Here is a 14,505-nt window from a genome sequence, read left to right on the forward strand (position 1 = left end):
GGGCGACGCGCGCGGCCGTCTCACGCGCCGAGGCACGCTCCAGGATCGGCCGGGCCTCGTCGAAGCCGTACTTCTGCATGCCCGCCAGGTCGGCGTGGCCGGGCCGGGGCCGGGTCAGCGGGGCGTTGCGGGCGAGTCCGTCGAGGATCTCCGGGTCGACCGGGTCGGCGGCCATGACCTGTTCCCACTTCGGCCACTCGGTGTTGCCCACCATGATCGCGACCGGGGAGCCGAGGGTCAGGCCGTGCCGGACCCCACCCAGGAAGGTGACCTCGTCGCGCTCGAACTTCATCCGGGCACCGCGCCCATAGCCCAGGCGCCGCCTCGCGAGATGGTCCGCCACCATGTCCGTGGTGACCGGCACACCGGCGGGAAGACCCTCCAGCGTCGCCACGAGCGCGGGACCATGGGACTCCCCAGCGGTCAGCCAGCGCAACCTGCTCAACGGTGCTCCTTCAGCGGGACCGGTACGCGTGCAGGGTGACATGCTCGGGCTCGCCGGGCCGGGTGGGGGCCGGGGCGGCGGCGCGTTCGGTGGCGGCCTCCGCCGGGTGCAGCCCGGTGAGGCAGCGCTGGGCCAGCTTCTGGTACTGGGCCGTCCCGTTGCCCTTCCAGGCGATCTCGTCGGCGGTGAGCTCGCGCACCACCTTGGCCGGGCTGCCCGCCACCAAGTGCCGCTCCGGCACCTCGAACCGGGACTTGACGAAGCTGCCGGCGCCGACAAAGGCCTGCTCCCCCACGACGACGCCGTCCATCAGGACGGACTTCATGCCGATCAGGCTGTCCCGGCCCACCCGGCAGCCGTGCAGCACACTCCCGTGGCCGACGTGCCCGTCCTCCTCCACGACCGTGTCGGCGCCGGGGAAGCAGTGCAGGACACAGCCGTCCTGGACGTTGGAGCCCGCCCGGAGTGCGATGTGCCCGAAATCACCCCGCAGGCTGGCGAGGGGGCCGACATAGCACCCGGGTCCGATGTCGACCGACCCGATCAGTACGGCGTCGGGGTGCACGAACGCCGTGGGATGCACGACGGGGACGTTCCCTTCGAAGGAGTAGATCCTTGCCATGTGTCTCTCACCGTTCGTCGATGGTCGTCGGGCCGGTCAGGTCGTTGCGGGCGCCACGGGCGCGGCCGGGGTTCGGGCCGGTGCCGTGGCCGGGCGCAGGGAGCCGAGAGGGTCGTGCCCGTGGATCCAGGCGAGGTCGTCGGGCAGGCCGGCCAGGCGTGCGTTGCGGGCCTCGGCCTCCGGTCCGTCGGGCAGTTGGAAGCAGCCGGCGTTCTTGCGGGAGCCCGCCTGCAGCAGCCGGGTGCGCGGTCGGCGCAGGCGCTCGTAGGCACGCAGGGCCGAGGGCACGCCATCGGCGTCCGTACCCGCCAGGAGGTGGGCGAGGACCACCGCGTCCTCCAGGGCCTGGTTGGCTCCTTGGCCGTGGTGCGGCAGCATCGCGTGCGCGGCGTCGCCCAGCAGGGTCACGGGGCCGGAGCTCCAGGCGCGCTGCGGTTCCCGGTCGTACAGCGCCCAGCGGCCCGGGCGTTCGCAGGCTCCGAGGATCCCGGTGACGAACGGGTGCCAGCCGTCGAAGGCGGCCAGCAGTTCCGCGGCGTCGCCTTCCGTGGACCAGGACTCGACGGTCCACGTGCGGTCGGGCACGACGGCCAGGAAGTTCAGCGCGCTGCCGTCCGCCACCGGGTAGGCGATGAAGTGCCGGCCCGGTCCGAGCCACAGCCACAGGACCGGCTCGGCGAGTTCGGGAAGGTGCCGCAGCCTGTCCATGGGGACCAGGGCGCGGTATCCGCTGGTCCCCGAGAACACGGCCTCGTCGGGGCCGAAGAGGCTGTGGCGGACCACGGAGTGGATGCCGTCCGCCCCGACGACCGCGTCGGCTTCCGCTTCGCTGCCGTCCTCGAAGCGGATCACGGCGCCGGCGGCCGTCTCCTCCACTCCGGTGCAGCGCGCGCCGAGGCGGACGTGCTCCGTGCCCAGTTCGGCGAGCAGGGCCTGCTGGACGGCCGCTCGTTCCACGGTCCAGAAGGGGGCGCCGAAGCGCTCCTCGTACATGCCGGTGAGGCGGTGCGACACCATGGACCGGCCGGTGCGCCAGTGTCGGAAGTCGGCCCGTGCGGGCTGGGCGGCCGCTGCGGTCAGCCGTTCGGCGACGCCCAGTTCCCGCAGGGCCCGGTGTCCGTTCGCTCCGATCGCGATCCCCGCTCCCAGGTGGGCCAGTTTCCGCGCCTGTTCGTGGACGACCACCTCGACGCCCTGCCGCCGCAGTCCGAGCGCGACGGCCAGACCGCCGATACCGCCGCCCACCACAGCCACATGCGGGCGCTTCCCGGCCATGGCGTCTCCTCTCCCGTTCGCTGCTGAGGGTCTGCGGTGTGTGTTCACGTCGCCGGTGCGACCTCGGTGAAGGTGCCGCGGTGGAAGACCAGGGGCTCGTGGTCGCGGCCCACGGCTCCCAGCACCTGTCCGACGACGAGGACATGGTCGCCGAGCGTCTGGGTGAGGTGCAGGGCACATTCGAGCGTTCCGGGCCCGTCCGGCAGGACCAGGCAGCCGGTGTGCGGTCCGACGGCCCAGTCGGCGGCCTGCTCCACCGGGGGGCGCTGCGCCGCGGGCGTGGTGAGGACACCGACCAGGGAGCGCGCGCGGTGTCCGAGGAACGACACGGCCCACTGGCCGGACGTCTGCACGCGCCGCAGAAAGGTCGAGTCGTCGCGCAGGTACATCGACACGAGCGGCGGGTCGAGGGAGACCGAGGTGAACGAGTTCACCGCGATGGCGTCGTGGCGCACTCCGGACCGGGTCTCGAAGCGGGTGGACACCGCGCACACACCGGTCACGAACTGTCCGAGGACGTGCCTGAGATGAGCCTTGTCCGGCAGGACGGAGACTCCGGGCGGGGCAGCGGCGCCGCCGGGAGCGGGGGTACGGCTGCTCACCGCGCGGTCTCGACCGGGGCGGCCGCCCCGGTGTCGGGGGCGCCGTTGCCGATGACGGTGGTGTCCTTGGGGTTGATGAGGTCCGGGACCTTCCAGCCGTTCTCGTCGTACTCCGAAAGGCACTGGTCGACGAGCTTCTTGTAGTCGTCGAACTTCCCGGAGCCCTGCTGGGCGTGGAGGGCCTCGAAGCGGATCTGCTCGTGGTTGCCGGCGTAGTTCATCTCGTACAGCTCCCAGCGGGCCCCGAACTCGGTACCGACCGCGTCCCACGCCAGCTTCATCAGCTTCACCCGGTCGATCGCCTCCACGCCCAGGCCCCGGACGTACTTGTCCAGGTAGGGCCGGACCTCGGGGTTCGACCAGTCGAGGGCGTGGGAGTTGTTGTAGATCAGCGCGCTGCCGAGGTCCCGGAGGAAGATCTCGCGCACCTTCGGGAAGATCGACGAGGACAGGACGCGGAAGGCCAGCGCGGTCTCGCCGTTGGGGGTGACGGTGCCGTCGGGCCACTTGGTGGGGTTCTCGGCCATGGAGTCGACCAGGGCCCAGAACATGTTGCGGTAGGCGAGGACCTCACCGAGCCGGCTCTGCACACCGCGGAACTCCGAGGTGCCCGTGGTCTCCAGGCACTTGGCGAGCAGACCGGTCAGGAAGTCCATCTTCACCGCGAAGCGGACGCAGGCGTGGAACATGGCGCGGTAGAAGAAGCCGGACCCGTAGAAGAAGTTGTTCGCCTTGTCCACGTCGTAGCAGAAGACGTTCTCCCAGGGGATCAGCACCTCGTCGAAGACGAGGATGCCGTCGTTCTCGTCCAGGCGGCTGCTGAGCGGCTGGTCGAAGGGGCTGCTCACGGTGGCCGAGGCGAACTCGTACGACGGCCGGGAGATGATCTTCAGGCCGGGGCTGTGGGTCGGCACGATGAAGTACGCGGAGAATTCCTTGGCGCCCTTCGGGATGACCCCGTAGCTGCCGATGAAGATGTGCTGCGTGAGCGCCGCGCCGGTGCCGACCACCTTGGCACCGGACACCACGAGGCCGGCGTCGGTCTCCCGGTCCACCGTCAGCATCACGTCCTTGAGTTCGGTCAGCCCCCGGTTGCGGTCGATCGGGGGGTTGACGATGCCGTGGCCGATGAACAGCACGTTCTCCTGCGCCTTGCGGTACCACGCGGACGCGTTGTCCTCGAACGGCGCGTAGTGCTCCTTGTTCGACCCGAGGGTGGACAGGAAGGCGGCCTTGAAGTCCGGCGTGCGGCCCAGCCAGCCGTACGTCATGCGCGCCCACTCCTCCATGGCCCGTGCGGCGGCGCGCAGGTCGCCGGAGGTGTACGGGGCCTTGAAGTAGGGGTGCGTGAAACCGCCGTTGCCCGTGTCGGTGGGGACGACCAGTTTGCTGTTGCGCTCGGGGTCGTGGAGCGCGTCGAAGAGCCGGGCGACCATGCGTGAGTTGTTGCGGAAGGCCGCGTGGCTCGTGACGTCCCGCACCTTCTCGCCATAGATCCTCACGTCCCGGCCGTCCCGGAGGCTCTCGAGGTACTCGTCCCCGGTCTGCGGACGGGACACGGACCCGGACGGGCTGGCGGTGCTGCTCATGCGGAATCACCTTTCGAGCCGGTGGCGTGGAGAAATGCGGCGGCGGACCGCGCCCGCCGCCGAGTGCCGACGACGGTGTGCGCCTGCCGAAATGCTCCAGGAGTCCGACCCGCCCCGACAGTCGGCCGCTGGGGCTAGTACGCGGGTAGTAGATCCGCCCTTCTAGCCCCAGCGGCCGACTGTCGGGGCCCGGCGGCCGCGTGACAGGCTGCGCCCACCGCAAACCCGTGCCGTGCCCTCGGAACAGAAGGCGTTGAGGTTTTCAGCGTGAAATACCTGGAAATGGACGAGAACTCACTGTCCGAGCCCGCTGCCGAAGCGTGGCGGGCACTGCCCGCGGCGCAACAGCCCGACTGGCCCGATCCCGTGGCGCTGCGGACGACCCTGTCCGCCCTGTCCACCGCGCCTCCCCTGGTGTTCGGCAGGGAGTGCGACACCCTGCTCGACCGTCTCGGAGAGGTGGCCCTCGGCCAGGCCTTCCTGCTCCAGGGCGGTGACTGCGCGGAGACCCTGGACTCGGTGAGCGCGGAGTCGGTCCGCAACAAGCTGGAGGTCCTTCTCCAGATGGCCGCCGTGCTGGCGTACGCGGCCGGCGTCCCGGTGGTCAAGGTCGGCCGGATCGCCGGCCAGTACGCCAAGCCCCGTTCACAGCCCACCGAGACCCGCGACGGAGTGACGCTGCCCTCGTACCGGGGCGACGCCGTCAACGGACTGGAGTTCACCGTCGAGGCCCGCACCCCCGACCCGGCCCGGCTGGAGCGCGTCTACCACGCGTCCGCCGCGACGCTCAACCTGCTGCGCGCCTTCACCGCCGGAGGGCACGCGGACCTGCACCGGGTGCACGAGTGGAACCGTGACTTCGTGGCCCTGTCCGCCGCGGAACGCCGCTACGCGCGGCTGGCGGACGAGATCGACGCGGCGCTCGCGTTCATCCGGGCCTGCGGCATGAGCACCTCGACCCTGCGCACCACGGAGGTGTTCGCCAGCCACGAGGCGCTGCTGCTCGACTACGAGTCCGCCCTGGTGCGCACGGACCCCGACACGGGGCGGCGGTACGCGCTGTCCGGGCACCTGCTGTGGATCGGGGAGCGCACCCGCCAACTCGACGGCGCGCACGTCGCGTTCGCCGCCGGAGTCAGCAACCCCCTCGGCGTCAAGCTGGGGTCCCACGCCACGGTCGACGACGTGCTGACCCTGGTGGACCGGCTGGACCCACAGCGCACCCCGGGCCGGCTGACGTTCATCGCGCGGATGGGGCGGGGCCGGGTGCGCGACCGGCTGCCCGCCCTGGTGGAGGCGGTGCGTGCCGAGGGCGCCCGGGTGGTGTGGGTGTGCGACCCGATGCACGGCAACACCTTCACCACGACGAGCGGCCACAAGAGCCGGCATTTCGAGGATGTCCTGGACGAGATCACGGGCTTCTTCGAGGTGCACCGGGCGCTGGGCACGCATCCCGGCGGGGTGCACGTGGAGCTCACCGGCGAGGACGTCACCGAGTGCGTGGGAGGGAGCAACGAGGTCCTCTCGGACGATCTGCACCTGCGGTACGAGACCGCGTGCGACCCCCGCCTCAACCGGGGGCAGTCGATGGACCTGGCGTTCCGGGTCGCCGAGTGGTTCAGCGCCGAGAAGCGCCGCCTCGGCCGCCCTCGCCCCGAACCCGCCTCCGTCCGTCCCGCGAGCGCGCCGGTGTACGCGGCGCCCCCGCGCTGACTCCCATCCCCGACCGCTACCCGACACCCGAGGCGCCCGCCCCACGGGACATCCGAGACACCCGAGACGAAGGAGCACTCATCGTGCGGCACTTCGAGCACTTCCGCGTCGGCGGCACCTACGAGCTGGGGGCCACGCGGCTCACGAGCGAGGACATCATGGACTACGCGCGCGTGTGGGACCCGATGCCGTTCCACTTGGATCCCGAGGCGGCGGCCCGCTCCCCCTTCGGCGGCCTGGTGGCCAGCGGCTGGCACACCGGTGCCGTGGTCATGGGGCAGTTCGTCCGCGCGCTGCTCGCGGACTCCGCCTGCCAGGGTTCCTATGGCATGGACGAGGTCCGGTTCCTTCGCCCGGTGCGCCCCGGCGACGAACTGCGCGGACGGGCCACCGTGGAGGAGGCCGCGCCGCATCCCCGGCGCCCGGACACGGGCACGGTCCGTTTCGTCGTCGAGGCGGACAACCAGCAGGGCGAACCGGTGTACCGGATGCGGACGCGGCTGCTGTTCGGCCGCGCGGAGACCACCGGCACCCGGCACGAGGACGCTGTCGTACGCCGCTGACACGCCGCGCGCCGGCGGCTTCCCCCCTCTCCCCGACTCCCGTTTCCCCTCGGACCTCCCCCGATCCGGGGGAAACGGGACCCAGCCCTCACCGCACATGGCGGATTTCCCCACTTTGACCATACGCACCGTTGCGTCTAGTCTCGATGTGCCGATCTTCCCGGCCGGTCCTCGCCGACCGTCCCGGGACAGGCGCCGCGACGCGACGAGGAGGGCACGCCATCAACGCCCCACACGACACCCGGCAGCCGGCCGACGCGCCCGCCGCGCGCACCAGGAGCGGCCCGCGGCGCAGCGAGGCCGCCCGGGTCGCGGTCCTGCGGGCCGCCGACGACCTGCTGATGGACGTCGGCTTCCACGCGATGACGGTGAGCGCGATCGCCGAACGAGCGGGAGTGGCCAAACAGACCATCTACCGCTGGTGGCGGTCGAAGGTGGCCATCCTCCTCGACGTCCTGGAGGAGGATCTGCACGACAAGGCGTCCTGGCCGGAGTTCCCGGACTCTGCACAGGCCGCTCTGGAGCAGCATGTGACGCACCTGAGCCGGGTGTTCACCCAGTCCCCCACCGGTCACGTCCTGTTCGTGCTCATCGGCCACGCCCTGCACGACCCGACGACCGCCGCGGTCCTGCGCGACCAGGTGCTGGACCGGCAGCGGCACTACGACCGTGCACACGTCCGGCGGGCCCTGGCCTCCCTCCCCCGCGCCACGGTGAGCCGGAACGAGGCGGACCGGCTCCTCGACCTGCTCGTCGGTCCCGCCTTCCACCGGGCCTTCACGACGGGACAACCGCTGGACCCGCGTTTCGTCGAGCGTCTGACCGCCACCGTCCTGGCCCGCCGACGTGAGGTTCCGTCGGCCGCCCCCTCCCTCTGAAGGGCTGTTCCCATGTTCCGCACCCGTCGCACCCGCTACACAGCCACGGTGGAGGCGGTCTCCCTGATCGCCCCGCGCATGGCCCGCATCACCCTGGGGGGGCCTGGCATGTCCGCCTTCCACTGCGACGAACCAACGCAGTGGGTGAAGCTGTTCGTGACCGATCCCCTCGACGGCCGGCCGGCCGGCCGCGCCTACACCGTGCGCCACCACTCCCCCGCCGGACCCCGCGTGGACATCGACGTGGTGCTGCACGGCAACGGTCCGGCCGCGCGCTGGGCCGAGGCCGCCCGCCCGGGTGAGGAGGTCTCCTTCGGCGGTCCCAAGGGATCCTTCCGTCCCGCTCCCGACACCGACTTCTACCTCCTGGCGGGCGACGAGAGCGCCCAGCCCGCGGTCCTCACCATCGCCGAGAGCCTGCCGCCCGGCATGCGGGGCGGCGTCTACCTGGAGGTGGAGGGCCCCGAGGCGGAGATCGCGGTGAGTCTCCCGGCAGGCCTGGACCTCGTGTGGGTGCACCGGGACGCCGGCCGGACCAAGGGCGAGGCGCTGCGCGACGCCGTCCTCAAGGCCGCAGTGCCGCCCGAGCGGGTCGCCGCGTGGGTCGCGGGGGAGTCCGGCGCCGTCAGGGACATCCGCCGCCACTTCACTGAAACCCTCGGGCTGGACCGCCGGCGCGCCTACGCCAAGGGCTACTGGAAACGGGACGAGGCGGACCACCGCGATCCCCTGGCCTCGGACTAGCGGGCACCTGCCGTTCGGATCAGGCCGTGCACCGTGATCGAGTCCATGGCTACGACGGTCCAGTCGGCCACGTCCGACAGCATCGCAGTGCCGTCGGACGTGGCCCAGGAGCCGGGCCCCGGTGCCGTCAGCCGACCAGCGGGCGCCGTCCGCCGACCAGCGGCCGAAGCGCGACCCCGCACCGGAATCAGCGGCCACACACCAGCCGGCCGCGTCACCAACCTCTCCGGACAGCACACCTAGGAGCGCAGCAGGCGCAGCAGCGGCTCCAGGGAGTCCAGGACCACGTCGGCCCCGGCGGCCTTCAGGAGCCCGGCCTTCCTTCCGTTGCGCGCGTACCCCAGGAAGGGCACCCCGGCCCCCTCGGCCGCCTCGCGGTCGGACGGCGTGTCACCGATCATCAGGGCATCGCCGGGCGCCACCCCCATCGCGTTCAGCGCCCGGTTCAGACAGTGCGGATGCGGCTTCAGGTGGTGCAGTTCCCGGGTCCGGCCGTAGATGTGCGGGGCGAAGCAGTCGGCGAGGCCGCGCCCCGCCAGGTACGTGCGGACCACCCGGGGCGAGTTGTTCGTGGTGATGGCCAGGCGCGAGCCCACGGCGGCCCAGGTGCGGATCAGCGGATCGGCGTACGGGGTCGGCATCGCCGAGGTCGCGGCCCTCAGCTCCTCCTGGGTGAGACGTTCCTCCAGCTCGGCGACGAGGTCGCTGCCGGGGTGGCGGCGATCCACGGCGCGCAGCACCACGTGCGGGTCGAGGGACTCCCGCTCGGTCTCGCTGAGCAGGCCGTGCAGGCCCCGGCTCTCCAGCCAGGAGACCAGGTCGCTCGCCACCCGCTCCGCCGAATGCCCGGCGAACAGACGGCAGATGGGCCCGTCGAAGTCCCAGAGCACGACGCGCGCGCGTCCGGTCAGATCGCGAAGTTCATGCGGATCGTTCTCGGTCTCGATTGTCACCGCACCAGTCTGCGTCGTATCAGGAGTCACTAGGAGAGTGTCAGGTCCGACGTGATGGTTTCCCAGAGGGCGTTGAACCACTTCTGGGATTCCTTCACGAACGCCGCGTCCCGGCGGCCCGTCCGCTTCACGAAGGAGAAGAGGAGCGACTGGGAGCCGAGGACGTCGTACATGTCCAGGGTCTGACTGCCCCACTCCTCCGCCCGCCTGGTCAGCATGTAGTAGCCGATCAGGGCCTCCTCTTCGTTGAGGAGGTACAGCTTCACCGGCGGGGTGAACGGCAGCGCGCGGAACGTGACGCGCACATCGATGCCGTGCGTCGAGCGCAGCGTCTTCAGGTTGTGCTGGAGGACCTGCCCCTGGGCGTTGCGCATCGCCAGCCAGCGCTGGTGGACCGGGTTGTCCTCGCCGTGCGCCTCGACCGGGACCGGGAAGGCCAGCTCGATGTCCCGGGAGGGGACCAGGATGCGGACGTCGATCGACTCGGGATGGATGCGGCCCTCGTGGATCAGGCGCAGCGGCTCGCCGATGGCGACCATCAGCGTCTCCGCGGTGTGGCAGACCACGTCGACGCGTACGTGCGGCGCCGAGAAGGCCTCCGTCAGACGGGGGGCAAGGCCCACCATCGTCGGCTGGGGCTCCCCCCGGACCGGCTCCGGGGCCGCGATCCGCGGTGGGCTCCCCTTGCTGACGTTGGTGAGGAGGCCGTCCTCCTGGAGGACGCGCAGGGCCTGGCGGACGGCGCCGCGCTCCACGCCGAACTCCTCCGCGAGTTCGGCCTGGGTGGGCAGGCGGTCCCCCGGCTTGAGCTCACCGGCTCGGATGCGCTGCCGCAGGATGTCGGCGATCTCCTGGGGCGAGGACCTTCTGCTGCCGTTCACTGCCACGTTCTCCGCCACGCTCTCCTGGGTCACGACCAAACGCTACAACTCTGATCCATCTGGCGGGAGTTGTTTGGAAGTTGTTTATGACTAGGGACCAAGTGGGGACAACTTAATCATAGTTGGTTGCCAACTTCTCGGAGTTGGCGGAAGTTTTGCTTCCGGACTTCCGAAGGGGGAATACCGATGCCCGCCCTCGCTCTCCTCTCCGCCGCCTTCGTCGTCGCCTTCGAAGAGCTCGTCCAGTGGAAGTACGGTCCGGCCGGCCTCGTCGGCCTGATCCTTCTCACCGTGGGCGTCAAGGCCAAGAGCCCGGCCGTCAGCTCCGTGGGAGCGGTCGTGCTCGCGCTGCTGATGACGGGGCCCGCCCGATGAACCACCGCACCGCCCCGGAACGACCCGTGGGAGACGTCAGCTCGTGAGCACCAGCTCCGAACTGATCGTCTCCCACAGTGCGTTGAACCACAGGTGCGACTGCTCCACGAACGTCGTGTCGCGCAGCCCGGCGCCCTGCTCGAAGGAGAACAGCATGGACCGGGTGCCCTGGGCGTCGTACAACGCCGGCCGCTCGTGATCGTCCTCGGCCTCCCGGCGCGTCAGCGTGTAGTACGCGAACAGCGCCTCCGTGCCGTTGAGCAGGTACAGCTTCACCGGCGGGGTGAAGGGCAGCGCCCGGAACGTGACGCGCACATCGATGCCGTGGGTGGCGCGCAGGGCCAGCAGGTTGTGCTGGAGGACCTGCCCCTGGGCGTTGCGCATCGCCAGCCACCGCTCGTGCACCCAGTCGTCGTCGCCCCCCTCGACCGGCACCGGGAAGGCCAGGTCGATGTCCCGGCTGGGCAGCAGCACCCGGACGTCGACCTTGGCCGGTTTCAGCCGTCCGGCGTGGATCTGGCGCAGCGGCTCACCGATGGCGAGCGTGAGGGAGATGGACGTCAGGCACACGGCGTCGATCTCGACGTGCTCCGCGCCGAACGCCGCCGCTATCCGGGGAGCGAGCGCCACCGTCGTGGGCAACGGAGGAGCCTCCGGGCCGGTCAGCGGCCCGACGGGGTCGGGGGCGACGGTCGCCGGACTGCCCTTGGACACGTTGGTGAGCAGCCGTTCGGACTGCAGGATGCGCAGCGCCTGCCGCACCGCCCCGCGCTCGACCCCGAACTCGTGGGCCAGCTGTGCCTGGGTGGGCATGCGCGCACCCGGCCGCAGCGCCCCTGACCTGATCCGGGCGCGCAGCTCGTCGGCCACCTCGTGATGTGTCCTCTGTGGCCGCCCCGACCTCTTCCGCCCATGGACGGAGTCGTGTTCCGGGTCCACCCCTGCACAGTACAACTTCCCGCCATCTTTGGGCAGTTCAAGAAAAGGTGGTTATGAGCCGCTTCCAAGCGGAGATAAGTACAGTGAAGTTGGTCACCAACTTCGGGCACATGGTCAGACCTTCAGGAGGTTGGCCACCCGCCAGGGACTCCCTTCCGGAGGGGAGCCGGGAGTCCCGCCCGGCCGGCACGGCCGCACGACAACCACAACTGAACAGCTCGCTACGGATGCGGGTCCCAGCACACCGGCAGGAGGGAGCGGCTCAGAACATGTCCGGGCACCAAGGCCGCCTGGACGTACGCAGCAGGGCGTCTGCCTTCCGGGCGGCGCCCGCTCGTTCTTCGCGCACCCGGCCCAGCGCCGCCAGCCGCACCGCCGACTCGTCCCCGAGCCACAGCGCGCCCAACTCGCCCAGGCCCAGTTCGAGTTCCGCGCTCTCGGTGGTCGGCGTGCAGGACGCCCCCTCGGGCGAGGCCTCCAGCCGGTAGCGCCCGCCGGTCAGCCCGTCCACACCGGCGACCTCCAGCACCAGCGCCCCGGTGCCCTCGTACGTCCGCGCCTCCAGCGCCCGTTCGACGTCCAGGACGCGCACCCACAGCCAGTCCGCCAGCGACGTGATCCTGGCCGCCCGCGGGTCGGGCAGGAGGTGCGGGAGCAGATCGTCGGGCGCCCGCGAGCCGCTCTTCACCTTCACGACCCAGTCGACGGAGCAGAGGTACTCCCACAGCGCGCGTTCCGCGGCCGGTGTCACTCCGATGAGCCACTGCACGGTCGCCGTGTTCAACGGCTGCTTGGCGTCACCCCAGTTGTCGTCCACCTCGTACGCGGCCATGCCCTGGACCTCGCCGGACGCCGAGCGGTACACAGCGAAGAACGGCGGCTTCCACGACGCGTCCCACAGCAGGGCCCCGGTGTGCACCTTCCACCACGTCTCGTGGCGGTCGATGGCGCCGGGCCGGCCGCGGCGCATCCGCTCGTGCAGCTCGGGGCCGAGCTTGCGGACGTCCTCGCCCTCCACCAGGTCGATCCGCCCGCCGTCCGCCGGGCCCGCCCAGCGCGCGTCGAGGCCGGCGCGCGGCACGTCGACCGTCCACTCCGCCGTCCAGGTCGCCGGCCCGAAGCCGTAGCGGCCGTAGATCGGGTACTCGGCGGCGATCAGCGTCGCGACCACGTCCCCGCGCTCCTTCGCGGCCGTCAGGTCCCGCGCCATCATGCGGCTGAGCAGCCCGCGGCGGCGGTGGGTGGCGGTGACGGTGACACCCGAGATCGCGTCGGCCGGGACGCTCGCGCCGCCCACGGTTGTGAGCTGCTGGTCGAAGGACCGGAAGGTCGCCACACACCTGCCACGGTCGAAGGCACCGAGGTAGCGGCCCTCCACGAACCGCTCGCGCCGGCCCTCGACCTCCTCGTCGGACAGAGCGGACGCCCGCAGGAAGCCGGTGTTCACGGCACGCAGCCAGGCGGCGAACTCGGCTCCGGTGATCGGGCGTATGTCGATGTCGTCGGGGCGGGACGTGGAGGTCATGAACTCACGCTAGGCGGAGGGCCGGTCGGTGTCGCGTCAATATCCGACCGCCGGCCCTCCCCGCAGCGGGCCCCCGCCCCGCGACGGCTCAGACCAGCAGGTCCTCGACCTGCGCCTCCCCCTCGCGGTAGCGCCGCGCGATCTCCGCGCCGCACTCGTCGGCCGTGCGCTGGAGCCGCTGACGGCGCCGGGAGACCTGCTTCTCGTGACGCTCCAGCCGGCCCATCGCCGCGTTCAGCTCCAGGTCCGTGCGCGCGCCCAGGTCGGACAGCTCCACCTCGTCGAGCATCTCGGCGGCCAGCCGCCGGTACTCCTCGCCCTGCGGCGTGCCCAGGGTGACGTGACGGGCGGAGGAGCGGTGCCGCGCCGGGGCGTCCCGCAGGATCTCCGCCAGCCGCTCCACCACCGAGGTCTCCTCGGACACCATCACGGAGGTCCCGCCCGCCGGCGTACGCCGGTCCACCTCCGCGCGCAGGATGTCGATTCGCCCCTGGAGCAGCCGCCGCAGATAGCTGAGGTCGGCCTCGTCGCGCTGGGCCGCGCGACGCAGCGTGCGCAGCTCGGGCAGGCTCAGCGCGGGCATCTCCGGTCCGGAGGTGTCCGAGGGCAGCGGCGGGCTGTCCGTGCGCTGTGTGGGCGGCCGGTGGTACTCCGACGCGCCCATCCCCGTGTATGTCGACCGGACAGCCGCCTGCTGCTGTCCGGTGCTTGATGTGCTCATATGCCTCAACCGTCCCCTCGACCGGTGTGTGCAAGCATCGTGCCACCCCAAGTGGCCGCTATGGGAACGAGTGCCCCCGATAGACCCCAGTTGGGCGGTATAGCAGCAAAATACGTCCGTGCAGGGGCTGTTGGCGCCCGCGCAAACCACCCTTTCGGTGCATCCGCCGACCACCCGCGGCGCCGATGTCACCGCCCTGCATGATGGACGTATGCGAGCAGTGGTGCAGAGGGTGGACGGCGCGAGCGTCGTCGTGGACGGCGAGACCGTGGGCGCGATCGAGGGCGAGGGACTGTGCGTCCTCGTCGGCGTCACCCACGAGGACACCAAGGAGAAGGCGGCCCAGCTGGCCCGCAAGCTCTGGTCGATCCGCATGCTGCACGACGAGAAGTCGTGCAGCGACATCGACGCCCCGCTCCTGGTGATCAGCCAGTTCACCCTCTACGGCGACGCCCGCAAGGGCCGCCGCCCCACCTGGAACGCCGCCGCCCCCGGCGACGTGGCCGAACCCCTCGTCGACGAGGTGGTGGCCCAGCTGCGCTCCCTGGGCGCGACGGTGGCCACGGGCCGCTTCGGGGCGGCGATGCGCGTATCACTGACGAACGACGGCCCGTTCACCGTGCAGATCGAAATCTGACCCGAAAGATCTACAAGCGTCAGCCGGGACGGAGATCCACCGG

16 protein-coding genes are annotated in these 14,505 nt (G+C 71.2%); 6 read left to right on the top strand and 10 right to left on the bottom strand.

The genetic code is table 11. The features are described from left to right. The 5 genes from K4G64_RS24255 to K4G64_RS24275 form a co-directional block, all read right to left on the bottom strand. On the bottom strand, window positions 1-445 hold a 445-nt coding region (locus tag K4G64_RS24255), incomplete at its 3' end, for a chorismate synthase (protein ID WP_221758124.1). Between the two features lie 10 nt (window positions 446-455). Then, the gene (locus K4G64_RS24260; RefSeq protein ID WP_221758125.1) at window positions 456-1,067 is read right to left on the bottom strand and encodes a transferase hexapeptide repeat family protein; all 612 of its coding nucleotides are present in this window, start codon (window positions 1,065-1,067) and stop codon (window positions 456-458) included. 36 nt (window positions 1,068-1,103) lie between these two features. Further along, the gene (locus tag K4G64_RS24265) at window positions 1,104-2,342 is read right to left on the bottom strand and encodes an FAD-dependent monooxygenase (RefSeq protein WP_221758126.1); all 1,239 of its coding nucleotides are present in this window, start codon (window positions 2,340-2,342) and stop codon (window positions 1,104-1,106) included. 44 nt (window positions 2,343-2,386) lie between these two features. After that, window positions 2,387-2,944, bottom strand: coding sequence for a flavin reductase family protein (locus tag K4G64_RS24270; protein ID WP_221758127.1), 558 nt, complete (start codon window positions 2,942-2,944; stop codon window positions 2,387-2,389). Next, entirely contained in the window at window positions 2,941-4,533 is a 1,593-nt protein-coding gene (locus K4G64_RS24275) for a 4-hydroxyphenylacetate 3-hydroxylase family protein (RefSeq protein ID WP_221758128.1), read from the bottom strand. The genes K4G64_RS24270 and K4G64_RS24275 overlap by 4 nt, the downstream gene beginning before the upstream one ends. A 282-nt stretch (window positions 4,534-4,815) precedes the next feature. On the opposite strand from K4G64_RS24275, the gene K4G64_RS24280 reads away from it, so the two are divergent. The 4 genes from K4G64_RS24280 (at window position 4,816) to K4G64_RS24295 (ending at window position 8,431) form a co-directional block, all read left to right on the top strand. Continuing rightward, complete coding sequence (locus tag K4G64_RS24280) at window positions 4,816-6,246, top strand: class II 3-deoxy-7-phosphoheptulonate synthase (RefSeq protein WP_221758153.1); 1,431 nt, start codon at window positions 4,816-4,818, stop codon at window positions 6,244-6,246. An 83-nt stretch (window positions 6,247-6,329) separates the two neighbouring features. Continuing rightward, window positions 6,330-6,809 carry a MaoC family dehydratase gene (locus K4G64_RS24285; RefSeq protein ID WP_221758129.1) on the top strand — a complete coding sequence of 160 codons (480 nt, stop codon included), beginning with the start codon at window positions 6,330-6,332 and terminating at the stop codon, window positions 6,807-6,809. A 146-nt stretch (window positions 6,810-6,955) separates the two neighbouring features. Next, on the top strand, window positions 6,956-7,687 hold the full coding sequence (locus K4G64_RS24290; protein WP_221758130.1) for a TetR/AcrR family transcriptional regulator: 732 nt from the start codon (window positions 6,956-6,958) through the stop codon (window positions 7,685-7,687). Window positions 7,688-7,699: 12 nt separating this feature from the next. Beyond that, complete coding sequence (locus K4G64_RS24295) at window positions 7,700-8,431, top strand: siderophore-interacting protein (protein ID WP_221758131.1); 732 nt, start codon at window positions 7,700-7,702, stop codon at window positions 8,429-8,431. 239 nt (window positions 8,432-8,670) lie between these two features. Here K4G64_RS24295 and K4G64_RS24300 read toward each other — a convergent pair whose 3' ends face one another. Together K4G64_RS24300 and K4G64_RS24305 are read right to left on the bottom strand one after the other, a co-directional pair. Further along, entirely contained in the window at window positions 8,671-9,384 is a 714-nt protein-coding gene (locus K4G64_RS24300) for an HAD family hydrolase (RefSeq protein WP_308122473.1), read from the bottom strand. A gap of 29 nt (window positions 9,385-9,413) precedes the next feature. Then, window positions 9,414-10,304, bottom strand: coding sequence for a FadR/GntR family transcriptional regulator (locus K4G64_RS24305; RefSeq protein ID WP_221758133.1), 891 nt, complete (start codon window positions 10,302-10,304; stop codon window positions 9,414-9,416). A 147-nt stretch (window positions 10,305-10,451) separates the two neighbouring features. Between K4G64_RS24305 and K4G64_RS24310 the strand changes: the two genes are divergently transcribed. Beyond that, entirely contained in the window at window positions 10,452-10,640 is a 189-nt protein-coding gene (locus K4G64_RS24310; protein WP_221758134.1) for a hypothetical protein, read from the top strand. Window positions 10,641-10,676: 36 nt separating this feature from the next. Here the strand turns inward: K4G64_RS24310 and K4G64_RS24315 are convergent, their stop codons facing one another. From K4G64_RS24315 to K4G64_RS24325, 3 genes are all read right to left on the bottom strand, one after another. Further along, the gene (locus tag K4G64_RS24315; protein ID WP_221758135.1) at window positions 10,677-11,594 is read right to left on the bottom strand and encodes a winged helix-turn-helix domain-containing protein; all 918 of its coding nucleotides are present in this window, start codon (window positions 11,592-11,594) and stop codon (window positions 10,677-10,679) included. Window positions 11,595-11,841: 247 nt separating this feature from the next. Continuing rightward, a complete protein-coding gene (locus K4G64_RS24320) occupies window positions 11,842-13,104 on the bottom strand; it encodes a GNAT family N-acetyltransferase (protein ID WP_221758136.1) in 1,263 nt (420 codons plus the stop codon). Window positions 13,105-13,192: 88 nt separating this feature from the next. After that, on the bottom strand, window positions 13,193-13,825 hold the full coding sequence (locus tag K4G64_RS24325) for an aerial mycelium formation protein (RefSeq protein ID WP_221758137.1): 633 nt from the start codon (window positions 13,823-13,825) through the stop codon (window positions 13,193-13,195). A 211-nt stretch (window positions 13,826-14,036) separates the two neighbouring features. Here K4G64_RS24325 and dtd point away from each other — a divergent pair, with 211 nt between their 5' ends. Next, window positions 14,037-14,462 carry a D-aminoacyl-tRNA deacylase gene (dtd, locus tag K4G64_RS24330; RefSeq protein ID WP_030242984.1) on the top strand — a complete coding sequence of 142 codons (426 nt, stop codon included), beginning with the start codon at window positions 14,037-14,039 and terminating at the stop codon, window positions 14,460-14,462. The last annotated feature ends 43 nt before the right edge of the window (window positions 14,463-14,505 follow it).

It is taken from the genome of Streptomyces sp. WAC04114 (assembly GCF_019733245.1).
GTDB lineage: Bacteria > Actinomycetota > Actinomycetes > Streptomycetales > Streptomycetaceae > Streptomyces > Streptomyces massasporeus_A.

Coding starts and splice junctions, on each gene's coding strand:
- K4G64_RS24290 (WP_221758130.1), top strand. CDS start 6,956: ATGTGCCGATCTTCCCGGCCGGTCCTCGCCGACCGTCCCGGGACAGGC.
- K4G64_RS24325 (WP_221758137.1), bottom strand. CDS start 13,825: ATGAGCACATCAAGCACCGGACAGCAGCAGGCGGCTGTCCGGTCGACA.
- K4G64_RS24265 (WP_221758126.1), bottom strand. CDS start 2,342: ATGGCCGGGAAGCGCCCGCATGTGGCTGTGGTGGGCGGCGGTATCGGC.
- K4G64_RS24260 (WP_221758125.1), bottom strand. CDS start 1,067: ATGGCAAGGATCTACTCCTTCGAAGGGAACGTCCCCGTCGTGCATCCC.
- K4G64_RS24295 (WP_221758131.1), top strand. CDS start 7,700: ATGTTCCGCACCCGTCGCACCCGCTACACAGCCACGGTGGAGGCGGTC.
- K4G64_RS24280 (WP_221758153.1), top strand. CDS start 4,816: ATGGACGAGAACTCACTGTCCGAGCCCGCTGCCGAAGCGTGGCGGGCA.
- dtd (WP_030242984.1), top strand. CDS start 14,037: ATGCGAGCAGTGGTGCAGAGGGTGGACGGCGCGAGCGTCGTCGTGGAC.
- K4G64_RS24320 (WP_221758136.1), bottom strand. CDS start 13,104: ATGACCTCCACGTCCCGCCCCGACGACATCGACATACGCCCGATCACC.
- K4G64_RS24275 (WP_221758128.1), bottom strand. CDS start 4,533: ATGAGCAGCACCGCCAGCCCGTCCGGGTCCGTGTCCCGTCCGCAGACC.
- K4G64_RS24310 (WP_221758134.1), top strand. CDS start 10,452: ATGCCCGCCCTCGCTCTCCTCTCCGCCGCCTTCGTCGTCGCCTTCGAA.